The 12,505-nt window shown below is 72.3% G+C and carries 10 protein-coding genes; 9 read left to right on the plus strand and 1 reads right to left on the minus strand.

Annotation, left to right across the window (positions count from 1 at the left end):
* Window positions 1–5 precede the first annotated feature (5 nt).
* The 7 genes from L3078_RS16045 (at window position 6) to L3078_RS16075 (ending at window position 8,426) form a co-directional block, all read left to right on the plus strand.
* Window positions 6–947 (plus strand): carbohydrate ABC transporter permease, encoded by a 942-nt coding sequence (locus tag L3078_RS16045; protein ID WP_239754346.1) that lies wholly within the window; start codon window positions 6–8, stop codon window positions 945–947.
* A complete protein-coding gene (locus tag L3078_RS16050; protein ID WP_239754347.1) occupies window positions 947–1,846 on the plus strand; it encodes a carbohydrate ABC transporter permease in 900 nt (299 codons plus the stop codon). Before L3078_RS16045 ends, L3078_RS16050 begins: the two co-directional genes overlap by 1 nt.
* 7 nt (window positions 1,847–1,853) lie before the next feature.
* The gene (locus L3078_RS16055; RefSeq protein WP_239754348.1) at window positions 1,854–3,119 is read left to right on the plus strand and encodes a 6-phospho-beta-glucosidase; all 1,266 of its coding nucleotides are present in this window, start codon (window positions 1,854–1,856) and stop codon (window positions 3,117–3,119) included.
* A gap of 131 nt (window positions 3,120–3,250) precedes the next feature.
* On the plus strand, window positions 3,251–4,207 hold the full coding sequence (locus tag L3078_RS16060) for an N-acetylglucosamine kinase (protein ID WP_239760340.1): 957 nt from the start codon (window positions 3,251–3,253) through the stop codon (window positions 4,205–4,207).
* A 275-nt stretch (window positions 4,208–4,482) separates the two neighbouring features.
* Window positions 4,483–5,955 carry a hypothetical protein gene (locus L3078_RS16065; protein WP_239754349.1) on the plus strand — a complete coding sequence of 491 codons (1,473 nt, stop codon included), beginning with the start codon at window positions 4,483–4,485 and terminating at the stop codon, window positions 5,953–5,955.
* 44 nt (window positions 5,956–5,999) lie between these two features.
* The gene (locus L3078_RS16070) at window positions 6,000–7,019 is read left to right on the plus strand and encodes a glutamate ABC transporter substrate-binding protein (RefSeq protein ID WP_420864067.1); all 1,020 of its coding nucleotides are present in this window, start codon (window positions 6,000–6,002) and stop codon (window positions 7,017–7,019) included.
* A gap of 81 nt (window positions 7,020–7,100) precedes the next feature.
* The gene (locus tag L3078_RS16075) at window positions 7,101–8,426 is read left to right on the plus strand and encodes a hypothetical protein (RefSeq protein ID WP_239754352.1); all 1,326 of its coding nucleotides are present in this window, start codon (window positions 7,101–7,103) and stop codon (window positions 8,424–8,426) included.
* A gap of 1 nt (window position 8,427) precedes the next feature.
* Here L3078_RS16075 and L3078_RS44945 read toward each other — a convergent pair whose 3' ends face one another.
* Window positions 8,428–8,763: a hypothetical protein gene (locus tag L3078_RS44945; RefSeq protein ID WP_420864068.1), complete on the minus strand. Its 336-nt coding sequence runs from the start codon at window positions 8,761–8,763 to the stop codon at window positions 8,428–8,430.
* Between L3078_RS44945 and L3078_RS16080 the strand changes: the two genes are divergently transcribed.
* Window positions 8,741–11,026, plus strand: coding sequence for a serine/threonine-protein kinase (locus L3078_RS16080; RefSeq protein ID WP_420864069.1), 2,286 nt, complete (start codon window positions 8,741–8,743; stop codon window positions 11,024–11,026). The two genes, L3078_RS44945 and L3078_RS16080, sit on opposite strands and share 23 nt — an antisense overlap.
* A 3-nt stretch (window positions 11,027–11,029) precedes the next feature.
* On the plus strand, window positions 11,030–12,346 hold the full coding sequence (locus L3078_RS16085) for a PP2C family protein-serine/threonine phosphatase (RefSeq protein WP_338059504.1): 1,317 nt from the start codon (window positions 11,030–11,032) through the stop codon (window positions 12,344–12,346).
* The last annotated feature ends 159 nt before the right edge of the window (window positions 12,347–12,505 follow it).

Consider the following 12,505-nt stretch of genomic DNA (forward strand, 5'->3'; position numbering starts at 1 on the left):
GCCCGGTGTCCACGCTCACTCTCCGCACGAAGCGCCGCAGGTCGGCGCTTCGGACGGTGGCCTTCCTGTCACCGTGGCTCATCGGGTTCGGCGTCTTCTTCGCCTACCCCCTGGTGTCCACCGTCTACTTCTCGTTCATGAAGTACGACGGCTTCGGCGCCCCCCAGTTCCGCGGCCTCGGCAACTGGTCCTATGTCTTCCACGACTATCCGATGTTCTGGCCGGCCCTGCGCAACACGCTCTGGCTCGTGCTGGTCATGGTCACCTGCCGGGTGGTCTTCGGACTCGGCGTCGGTCTGCTGATCACCAGGATCAAGACCGGGACGGGTGTCTTCCGCACCCTGTTCTATCTGCCGTACCTCGCCCCGCCGGTCGCGGCGACGCTGGCCTTCGTCTTCCTCCTCAACCCCGGGACCGGGCCGGTCAACTCGGTCCTCGACGGACTGGGTCTGCCGACGCCCGGCTGGTTCACCGACCCCGCCTGGTCCAAGCCGGCGCTCACCGCGCTCGCGCTGTGGGGCGTGGGCGACCTGATGGTCATCTTCATGGCCGCGCTGCTCGACGTCCCGAAGGAGCAGTACGAGGCCGCCGAGCTGGACGGGGCGTCTGCCTGGCAGCGGTTCCGGTTCGTGACGCTGCCGAGCATCTCGCCGATCGTGATGTTCGCCGTGGTCACGGGCGTGATCCAGACCATGCAGTACTACACGCAGCCCCTGGTGGCCGGAAAGGTCGCCTCCGGCATCATCGGCGGCTCCGGGCAGCAGTTCGAGCCGGGCTACCCGGACAAGTCGACCCTGACGCTGCCCCAGCTCGTCTACAACCTGGGCTTCCAGCGCTTCGACTACGGCTCCGCCTGTGTGGTCGCCCTCGTGCTGTTCGCCCTGTCGATGGTGTTCACCGCGCTGCTGATGCGGCGCCGGGGCGGACTGATCGGAGCGGGTGACTGATGACCCAACTACTCGACGCGCCCGACCGGGCCGTGGCGCCGGTCGCCGCCCCGGCGAGCGAGCGCACCGCCCGCCGCCGGGCCCTGCTGGAGTGGATCGCCGTCCACTCCCTGGGCGTGGCCGCCGCGCTCTTCTTCACCCTGCCCTTCGTCTTCGTCGTGCTCACCTCGCTGATGAGCGACCAGCAGGCGCTCACCCGCGATCTGCTCCCGGACACCTGGGAGTGGGGCAACTACCGGCAGGTGCTGGACACCCCCGGCTTCCTGACCTGGTGGCGGAACACCCTGGTCTACACGGGCCTCGGCACGCTCCTCACCGTCGTGTCGTCCGTGCCCGTGGCGTACGCGCTCGCCAAGTTCCGCTTCCGGGGCCGTGGTCTGGCGCTGATGCTGGTCATCTCGATGATGATGCTGCCGCCGCAGGTCGTGGTGATCCCGATGTACCTGTTCTGGGCCAAGCAGATGGACCTGTCCGGTTCGCTGTGGCCGCTGATCATCCCGATGGCGTTCGGGGACGCGTTCTCCATCTTCCTGCTGCGGCAGTTCCTGATGACCATCCCGAACGAGTACCTGGACGCGGCCCGGGTCGACGGCTGCGGCGAACTGCGCACCCTGCTGCGGGTCGTCCTGCCGATGGCGAAGCCGGGCATCGCGGCCGTCGCCCTGTTCCAGTTCTTCTACGCCTGGAACGACTACTTCGGACCGCAGATCTACGCCTCCGAGAACCCGGCCGCCTGGACGCTCAGTTACGGCCTGGAGTCCTTCAAGGGCGCCCACCACACAGACTGGAACCTGACCATGGCCGCGACCGTGCTGGTCATGGCCCCCGTGATCCTCGTGTTCTTCTTCGCCCAGAAGGCGTTCGTCGAAGGCGTCACCCTGACCGGAGTTAAGGGTTGATACAGCTATGAAGCTCACCGTGGTCGGCGGAGGCTCGACCTACACGCCCGAACTCGTCGACGGGTTCGCCCGGCTCCGGGACACCCTGCCGATCGAGGAGCTGGTGCTCGTCGATCCGGCCGCCGACCGGCTGGAGCTGGTCGGCGGTCTGGCCCGCCGGATCTTCGCCCGGCAGGGGCACCCGGGCCGCATCGTCACCACCGGTGACCTGGACCGGGGCGTCGAGGGCGCCGACGCCGTGCTCCTGCAGCTCCGCGTCGGCGGCCAGGCAGCCCGGGAGCGGGATGAGACCTGGCCGCTGGAGTGCGGCTGTGTCGGTCAGGAGACCACCGGCGCGGGCGGCCTGGCGAAGGCGCTGCGCACGGTCCCGGTCGTCCTGGACATCGCCGAGCGGGTGCGCCGGACCAACCCGGACGCCTGGATCATCGACTTCACCAACCCGGTGGGGATCGTGACCCGCGCCCTGCTCGGGGCCGGCCACAAGGCGGTCGGCCTGTGCAACGTGGCGATCGGTCTGCAGCGGAAGTTCGCCGCCCATCTCGGCGTGGCCCCCGCCGAGGTCCACCTGGACCACGTGGGCCTCAACCACCTCACCTGGGAGACCGGGGTCCGCCTCGGTGGCCCCGCGGGCGAGGACGTCCTGCCGAAGCTGCTGGCCGACCACGGCGAGCGGATCGCGGCCGACCTGCGTCTGCCCCGCCCGGTGCTGGACCGCCTCGGCGCGGTCCCGTCCTACTACCTGCGCTACTACTACGCCCACGACGAGGTCGTGCGGGAGCTGGGGACCAAGCCGTCCCGGGCCGCCGAAGTCGCCGCGATGGAGCGGGAGTTGCTGGAGATGTACGCCGACCCCGCGCTCGACGAGAAGCCCGCGCTGCTCGCCAAGCGAGGTGGGGCCTTCTACTCGGAGGCGGCCGTCGACCTCGCCGCGTCGCTGCTGGGCGCCGGGGGCAGCCCGTACCAGGTGGTGAACACCCGCAACGGCGGCACGCTGCCGTTCCTGCCGGCCGACGCGGTGATCGAGGTGCAGGCGGCCGTGGGCCCGGACGGCGCGGCCCCGCTGCCGGTGCCGACCGTGGACCCGCTGTACGCGGGCCTGATGGCGAACGTGACCGCGTACGAGGACCTGGCCCTCGACGCGGCCCTGCGCGGCGGCCGGGACCGGGTCTTCCGGGCCCTGCTCTCCCATCCCCTGATCGGCCAGTACGCGTACGCCGAGGCCCTCACCGACCGACTGCTCGCACACAACCGGGAGCACCTCGCGTGGGCATGAGCGACGGCGTGCGCGGGAGTTCACCGGCGGGCGCCCACGCCGATTCGGGCGCGGGCGTGCGCGGGAGTGCACTCGGCGGGGGCAGGAGTGCGCTCGGGGGCGGGCGCGGGCGTGAGGGCCTGCGCGGGAGTGTGCTCGCCGTCGACGCCGGCAACAGCAAGACCGACGTGGCCGTGATCGCGCCCGACGGGGAGGTGCTGGGCACGGCGCGCGGCGGCGGGTTCCAGCCGCCGACGGTCGGCGTGACCACGGCGGTCGACGGCCTCGCGGAGGTCGTGGGCCGGGCCTTCGCCGAGGCCGGAGTCGGCTCGGTCGACCATGTCTCGGCGTGTCTGGCGAACGCCGACTTCCCCGTGGAGGAACAGGGGCTGGCGGCGGCGCTGCGCACGCGCGCGTGGGGCACGACCGTCGAGGTCCGCAACGACACCTTCGCGATCCTGCGAGCCGGCGTGGCCGAGCCCCGGGGCGTGGCGGTGGTGTGCGGTGCCGGCGTGAACTGCGTCGGCATGCGCCCCGACGGTCGCACCGCCCGCTTCCCCGCGCTGGGGCGCATCTCCGGCGACTGGGGCGGCGGTTGGGGCCTGGCCGAGGAGGCCATGTGGCACGCGGCCCGCGCCGAGGACGGCCGGGGCGGTCCCACCGCGCTCACCACGACGCTGCCCGGGCACTTCGGCCTGGACTCCGTGTACGCCCTGGTCGAGGCCCTGCACCTGGGGCACATCCCGGCCGTACGCCGCCATGAGCTGACCCCGGTCCTCTTCGCCACGGCGACCGGCGGCGACCCGGTGGCCCGCTCGCTGGTGGACCGTATGGCCGAGGAGGTGGTCGCCATGGCGACGGTGGCCCTGACCCGCCTGGACCTCCTCGGCGAGGAGACCCCCGTCCTCCTCGGCGGCGGTGTCCTCGCCGCCCGGCACCCGCTCCTCGACGCCCGGATCCGCGAGGCGCTGGCCGCCGCCGCGCCCAAGGCCGTCCCCCGGGTGGTCACGGCCGCCCCGGTCCTGGGCGCGGCACTGCTCGGGCTCGACCACGTGGGCGCGCCGCGCGGCGTGCACGCGCGCGTGCGGGCGCACTACGAGAAGGGCTGACCCGCTCCCCCGCCACCTCCGGATCTCCCCCGCGAACGCGTTCGAACCCCCAGGGAACCGAACCCGAACCAAGCGCGTATTCATGGGCAGGGGGTGGTGCGGGAAGCCTTGTGCTGCGCCGGAATCCGACAAGCACAGCGCCTACGGACACGATCGGGGAACAAGATCGAGTCAGGGTCTGTGCGTTGTCAGTCCCGACGGCGATACTTGCGGCCGTGCACCTCTGTCCGTGCGAGCGGGCGGAAGCGATGGACGGATGACCAGGGGGAGGTCAGGTGACATTCACGCCGGAGGGCAGCGCGGCACCGACGGCACCACCCACGGGCCCGGGCCCCGCCGTGCCGTCTCAGGCCGCACCCGTACCGAGGGCCCCCGCGCCACCCCCGGCCCCGGACGGCGGGCCGCCGCGCCGGACCGCGTTCGCCGAGGGCGTGGACCAGTTGCGTGCCGCGGCGACGACCGAGCCCGGCCGGCTGCGCATCATCGGCGCCGTCCTCGCCCTCCTGGTCGTCGCGTTCGGCTCCGTCACCGCCTGGCAGATGAACGACCGCGCGGCCGCCGCCGACGACGTCCTCCACGGCAGCCAGCCGCTCAGCTCGGCCGCCGCCGAGATCTACAGTTCGCTGGCCGCCGCCAACACGGCGGCCTCCAGCGGGTTCCTCGCGGGCGGGCAGGAGACGGAGGAGTCCCGCAAGAAGTACGAGGCGGAGATCAAGGAGGCCGCCGACAGACTGGCGTTCGCCGCGTCGGCCTCGGAGCCCGGCTCGGACTCCGAGAAGCGCGTCTCCGACCTGAACGCCCTGTTGCCCGAGTACAAGGGCCTGGTCGAGCGGGCCCGCGCCAACAACCGGCTGGGCTACCCCCTGGGCGGCGCCTATCTGCGCTACGCGAACGACAAGATGCAGGGCATGCTCGAAGAGGCGCAGAGCATCTACGACAACGAGAACCAGCGGCTCCGTGACGACTACGCGGACGCCACGGCCTATCCGTGGGCCGCGCTCGGTCTCGGCGTCCTCGCCATCAGCGGCCTCGTCTGGGCCCAGCGGCGCAACTACCGGCGGACGAACCGGGTGTTGAACCACGGCCTGGTCGCCGCGACGGCCGCCTCCACCGTCGTCCTGCTGTGGCTGGCCGGCGGCCACACCGTCGCCCGCGCCGGGCTGAACGACTCGTACGACAACGGCGTACGGTCCCTGACCGTGCTGAACGACGCGCGTATCGCCTCCCTCACGGCACGGGGCAACGAGAACCTGACGCTGATCAGCCGGGGTGCGGAGACCGTCGAGAACGCCAAGGGCGACGTCGTGGACAAGTACGACCTCCGCTTCGACACGAGCATGGCCACGCTGAAGAAGCAGCTGGCGGCCGCCGAGGATCTCGCCGACGACGCCAGCGGCGAGAAGCCCCTGAAAGCCGCCGGCGCCGGCATGGCCGAGTGGCTGACTCGGCACGGGAGCGCCCGCGACGCCGACGAGAAGGGCGAATACAAGTGCGCCCTCAGCCAGGTGATCGGCGGCACCGCGACGACCGAGTGCCCGCAGGGCGACCAACCGACGGGCGAGTGCTTCGACGAGGTCGACCAGAACCTGAACGCCGCGAGCAAGCACGAGAAGAGAGAGTTCGAGCTGGCGGCCGAGGGCGGCCGTGACGCGATGCTCGGGCTCCCCGTGGGGGCGGCCGTCCTGGCGGTGCTGGGCGCGGCCGGCGCGGTGCTGGGCATCGGACGCAGGCTTTCGGAGTACCGGTGACGACGGCGGGAGGAGACTCGGTGGAAGGAGGAGCGATGAATGCGATGCGACGCCTGCGAGCCGGCCTCAGGGGCTGGGGCGGCGTGGGCGCCATGGCGGTCCTCTGCGCCCTGACCCTGGTTTTCGCCCTGGTGCTCCCGGTGAAGGGCACGCGCGGCGACGTCACCACGGGCGGCCCGGGGGTTGCCCGGGGCGTCCAGGCGCGGGCGGACGAGAAGTGTGACGACGCCACCTCCCAGGACCAGAGCCTGCGCCCCTCCAGGGACATGTCCGGCAGGACGATCGCCGAGATCGAGAAGCGTGGTTATCTGCGGATCGGCGTCGATCAGAACAGCTTCCGCTGGGGCTACCGCGACCCGAACAACACGGACGCGGACGCCGAGTTGGAGGGCTTCGACATCGACCTCGCGCACCGGATCGCCGAGGAGATCCTGGGCGACCGGACGAAGGTCCGCTTCCGGGCGGTGCCCACGAACCAGCGCGTCCACGCGATCCAGGAGAAGCAGGTCGACATGGTGGTCCGCACCATGACGATCAACTGTGAGCGGATGGGGAGCGTCGCCTTCTCCCAGCCGTACTTCAGGACCGGCCAGCAGTTGTTGGCGCCCAAGTCCTCGACGATCAAGGGCTATGACAAGACGCTGGCGGGCAAGAAGATCTGTACGGCGGCCACTTCCACCGCGTTGAAGCGGCTGAAGGCCGACAAGGAGAAGGGAACCTCCGTCTCGTCCGCCGTCATCTACCCCCCGGTCCCCAATCAACTCGACTGCCTGGTCAGGCTCCAGCTCGGCGAGGTCGACGCCGTGGTCACCGACGGCGCCCTCGCCGCGAGCCAGGCGGCGCAGGACCCGACGGTCGCTCTCAAGGGCGCGCCGTTCACGACCGAGTACTACGGCGTGGCGATGCACCTGGACGCGGAGGATCTGGTACGCCGGGTCAACCAGGTACTGGTGGACTATCTCAAGGACGGCTGGCAGGAGTCGTACACCAAGTGGCTGTCCGCCACGATGCCGGGGACTCCGGCGGACTCCCGGCCCCGGTCCCCCCAGCAGTACAGGGACTGACGCACCGGGACCGACGTACGAGGACCGCATACAGAGGACCGCATTCAACTGACGGACACCGACAGCAGCGAGAGGTGATCGATGGGCGTCGCGGGATCCACCGGGCCGGTGATGGACCGGGACGAGGTGGACCGTGCGCTCGCGCGGCTCGGCGCGGAGCACGAGGCCATCGAGACCTCGCTGCTCGCCCTGCAGGACCACGCGGGCCGCAGGCTGCTCGAAGGCGCCGAGCTGACCGGCGTCACCAAGGAGCGCTGGACCGCCGCGGACGCGTCGATCACGCTGCTGTGGGCGTACTTCGACGCGTACACGGACGCGTTGCACAGCGCCCGGGAGATCCGTTCGCGGCGCCGCTGGTCCAGCCGTGAGGACCTGGTGGAGCTGACCGAACTGCTGCGCGGCGAGGCGGTCACGGTCGCCGGCTCCGCGACGGCGATGGCGAACGCTCCGACGCTGCAGGGCACGACCCGCCTCAGCGAACAGTTCTCGCTGGCCACGCTGGTGGACCGGATGAACGACCTGTACGCGTCCTCGCTGGACATGGTCGTGGCCGCCGACGCGGTGTGGTCCGCGCTGCCCGCCAGGATCGATCTCCTGGCCGCCGAGCTCCAGCGCACCCGTCAGCTCGCGCACTCCGTGGGCGTACGCCCCGGCGAGCACCCGGCAGGCGACGACCTGGAGCGGATCACCCGTACCCTCACCCGGCTCCGTGAGCAGGTCGTCTCGGACCCGCTGGCCTTCTGGGTGCCCACGCCGGGCAGTTCGGCGCCCGGTGGCGGCCGCCCGGACACCTCCACGTACGACCGTGAGGCACGGGCCCTGGAGGACGTGCGGCGGGAGATCGACGCCGTGCTGACGGTCCGGCAGGACGCGGAGTCCCGGCTGGTGAAGCTGCGGGACGTCCTCAGCCGCGCTGACCGCACGCTCGCCGAGGCGCGCAGCGCGCGCGGTGAGGTGCTGGCGAAGATCGCCGCCACGGAGGTGCCCGTGGTGAGCGGCCCGCCGACGGTGCTGCAGGAGCAGTTGGCGATGGCGGCGGAGTACCGCAGACACGCGCAGTGGCACCGGCTCTCCCCGCTCCTGGAGTCCCTGGAGCAGAAGGCCGACGACGAACTGCTGCGGGCCCGCGAGTCGTTGACGGCGGTCACCGCGCCGCTGGCGGTCCGCGCGGAGCTGCGCGGCCGGCTCGACGCCTACAAGGCGAAGGTCGCCCGGCACGGCTTCGCGGAGGACGCGCTGCTGGTCGAGCGGTACGACGCGGCGCGCCGCATGCTGTGGAGCGCCCCCTGTGATCTGCGCGTCGCGGAGATGGCGGTGCTGCGCTACCAGCAGGCGGCCGCCGAAGTGCTGGGCCAGTCGGTGCCGGCCCAGCGTGCGCCCCAGGACCGGAGGGAGGAGCAGTCGTGAGTCAGACGGAGGAGAGCCCGGCGGGCGAGGAGACGGCACGGCAGTCGTGCCAGCGGCCCGGTTGCTCGGGTTCGTACGAGGACGTGGGCGGCGGCGAGCTGTACTGCGACGAGTGCGGTCTGGCGCCGGTCGTCTCGGCGAGCGGCATGGTCAACTCGCCGCCCACCGGCATCACCGGGGGCGGGCGGGGCTCGCGCGGCTCCGGTTCCAGCAGTTCGCGCTCCTCGCGGACGTCCGGGCGCTCCTCGCAGTCCCGGCGTTCTGTCTCGGGCCGGCTCTCACGTGCCCTGTCGGGCCGGTCGACGGGCCGCTCGGTGTCGGTGCGCAGCTCCGGCAAGACCGCCAGTTCCTCGGGGCGGGCGCGGCTCGGTGTCGGGCTCGTCCAGGTCCCGGACGTGCCGCGCCCTGACCCGCGCTCGATGGTCCTGGAGACCGCCGAGGTGCCCGAGCGGAAGCGGTTCTGCTCGCGTTCCGACTGCGGGGCACCGGTCGGGCGGGCGCGCGGGGAGCGGCCGGGACGCACGGAGGGCTTCTGCACCAAGTGCGGCCACCCGTACTCCTTCGTGCCGAAGCTGCACTCGGGCGACATCGTGCGCGGCCAGTACGAGGTCGTGGGCTGTCTGGCGCACGGCGGGCTGGGCTGGATCTACCTGGCGATAGACCGGGCGGTGTCGGACCGCTGGGTCGTGCTGAAGGGTCTGCTGGACACCGGCGACCAGGACGCGATGGCCGCCGCGATCTCCGAGCGCCGCTTCCTCGCCGAGATCGAGCACTCCAACATCGTCCGCATCTACAACTTCGTCGAGCACCTCGACCAGCGCACCGGTTCGCTGGACGGGTACATCGTCATGGAGTACGTGGGCGGCAAGTCGCTGAAGGAGATCGCCAACGGCCGCCGCACGCCGGACGGGCGCCGCGATCCGCTGCCGGTGGAGCAGGCGTGCGCGTACGGCATCGAGGCGCTGGAGGCGCTCGGTCACCTCCACAGCCGCAACCTGCTGTACTGCGACTTCAAGGTCGACAACGCGATCCAGACCGAGGACCAGCTCAAGCTGATCGACATGGGCGCGGTCCGCAGGATGGACGACGACGAGTCCGCCATCTACGGCACCGTCGGCTACCAGGCCCCCGAGGTCGCCGACGTGGGCCCGTCGGTCGCCTCCGACCTCTACACGGTCGCCCGGACGCTCGCGGTGCTCACCTTCGACTTCCAGGGCTACACGAACGTGTTCGTGGACTCCCTGCCCGACCCGGACAACATCGAGGTCTTCCGCCAGTACGAGTCCTTCTACCGGCTGCTGGTACGTGCCACCGACCCCGACCCGGCCCGACGGTTCGCCTCCGCGCAGGAGATGTCGGAGCAGTTGACGGGCGTGCTGCGGGAGGTCGTCTCGCTGCAGACGGGCCGGGCCCGTCCCGCCCTGTCGACGATCTTCGGGCCCGAGGTGAAGGTCACGGACACCGAGCTGTTCGCGAAGCTGGACGGGGACGTGTCCCGGCTGGGCACGCGCCGCGACAAGCCGGCCGCCAGGAACGGTGGTTCGCCTTCCGGTTCGCCTTCCGGTACGCCCGCCCTGCTGACCGCCGGCGCCGCCGTCCCCGCCCCCCGGCTCACCCGGCAGCTCGACACCGCCGCCGCGGCCCTCGCGCTGCCCGTGCCGCGCGTGGACCCGGGTGACCCCAACGCCGGATTCCTGGCGGGGCTGATGACCTCCGCGCCGACCGAGCTGATCACGGCGCTGCACGCGGCCCCCAGCGGCTCGCTGGAGCTGCGGCTGCGCGAGCTGCGGGCCCGCCTGGAGATGGCCGAGTTCACCATCGCCCTGGCCACCCTGGACGCCCTGGAACGGGACCACCCCGACGACTGGCGGGTGGTCTGGTACCGGGGAGTGGCCGCGCTCGCCACCGGCGACCACGAGAACGCCGCGCTGTCCTTCGACGCGATCTACGACGCCTTCCCGGGCGAGCCGGCCCCCAAGCTGGCCCTCGGCCTGTGCGCCGAGGTGCTGGGGCAGCTGGACAACGCCGCCGAGTACTACCGCCTGGTGTGGACGACCGACCCCAGCTTCGTCAGCGCCGCGTTCGGGCTCGCCCGGGTGCGGCTGACCGCCGGGGACCGGCAGAACGCCGTCCGGACCCTGGAGTCCGTACCGGAGGCGTCGATCCACTACACCGCCGCCCGGGTCGCCGCCGTACGGGCCCGGCTCAGACACCGTACGGAGGCGACGCTCGGAGCCGTGTCGGCGCCGCCCTCGACCGGGACCGCCGAAACCACGCCGGACGCCCCGTTCCTGGACGATCTGACCGCGGCCGCCGGGCAGATCGAGGCGCTCGGCGGGTACGGTCTGGACGCGGTGCGCCGTGAGCAGTTGTCCACAGAGGTCCTCGGCTGCGCCCTGGACTGGGTACTCTCCGGGAGCCAGGGTGCCGCGCCCCCGGCCGGCGAGCGGGTGCTGCTCGGCAGCACGCTGGACGAGCGCGGCCTCCGCTTCGGACTGGAGCGGTCGTACCGCACACTGGCCCGGCTCGCCCAAGGCGGCGAGGAGAGGATCGACCTGGTGGAACGTGCCAACCGTTACCGCCCCCGGACGTGGGTGTAGTTGATGTCCCAGATGCCCCAGCCGACCGCGCTGACGAAGTGCCCGATCTGCGAGTGGCCCCTCGCCTCGGACGACCGCTTCTGCGGTGCGTGCGGCCATGACCTCTCGGCGGTCCCCGCACCGCCGGAGGACCACCCGACGCTCACCATGAACGGGACGGCGGGCGACCCGCCCGACGCGGCGTCGCCCGTGGACTGGCCGCTCGCCTCCCCGCCCAGCTCCGACACGCCCCCGCCGGTGGTCCGCCCCACCGACATCCCGGGCACCGACTCCGGCGGCGGCGAACTGCCCGGACCGGGGCGGGGCGTACGGTTCGACCGGCCCCGCGAGCCCGACGAGTACCCGCTGGCCGCGCCCCAGCCACCGGACCCGCGCACCACCGACCTCGCCACCCCTCCGGCCGGGACGAAGGTGTGCGTGGCCTGCCGCGCGGGCCATGTCGACCGGGACGGCTACTGCGAGAACTGCGGGCACGCCCAGCCCCGCGAACGCGACCACATGGAACTGGAGTTGGGCGCCGTCGCCGCCGTCAGCGACCGGGGCCTGCGCCACCACCGCAACGAGGACGCGTTCGCGATCTCCTCGACCGCGCTGCCCGACGGCTCCCCCGCGGTCGTCGCGATCGTCTGCGACGGCGTGTCCTCCGCGACCCGCCCCGACGACGCCTCCCTCGCCGCGGCCCGCGCCGCCAACGAGACGGTCCTGGACTCGCTGCCGCGCGGCACCCACCCGCAGCAGGCCATGCACGACGCGATCATCGCCGCCGCGAGCGCCGTCAACGCCCTGGCGGAGGAGCCCGAGACGGCCCAGGAACACGCCCCGCACCAGAACGCGCCGGCGTGCACCATCGTCGGCTCGATCGTCACCCCGACCCTCCTCGTCGTCGGCTGGGTCGGCGACAGCCGCGCCTACTGGGTACCGGTGGACCGCGGCGCGCCCCCCGCCCGGCTCACCGAGGACGACTCGTGGGCGGCACAGATGGTGTCCGCGGGACTGATGAACGAGGCCGAGGCCTACGCCGACGAGCGCGCCCACGCGATCACCGGCTGGCTCGGCGCGGACGCGTACGAACTGGAGCCGCACACCGCTTCCTTCAAGCCGGACCGGCCGGGTGTAGTGGTGGTGTGCACCGACGGACTGTGGAACTACGCGGAGGCCGCCGAGGACATGGCCGAGGCCGTGCCCCTGGACGCGGCCGAGCGACCGTTGCACTGCGCGCAGGTCCTGGTCGGCCACGCCCTCGACGGAGGTGGCCACGACAACGTAACAGTGGCGATCCTGCCGTTCCCGGCCCCGCCTCAGGGGGCAGGATCGGCCTGAGGATGCTCGCGGGCCGGGTGCTCACGAGCCAGGCGCTCGTGGGACGGGTGCACGCGGGCGCCTCGGCGGCCGGACGGGAAGGCCGACGGACCGGAGGGGACCGGTCCGGGACGGGCACGACAGTCATCACCCCACGTGCCGTGGGGCCATCAGTGGGGC

It is taken from the genome of Streptomyces deccanensis (genome assembly GCF_022385335.1).
Lineage (GTDB): Bacteria > Actinomycetota > Actinomycetes > Streptomycetales > Streptomycetaceae > Streptomyces > Streptomyces deccanensis.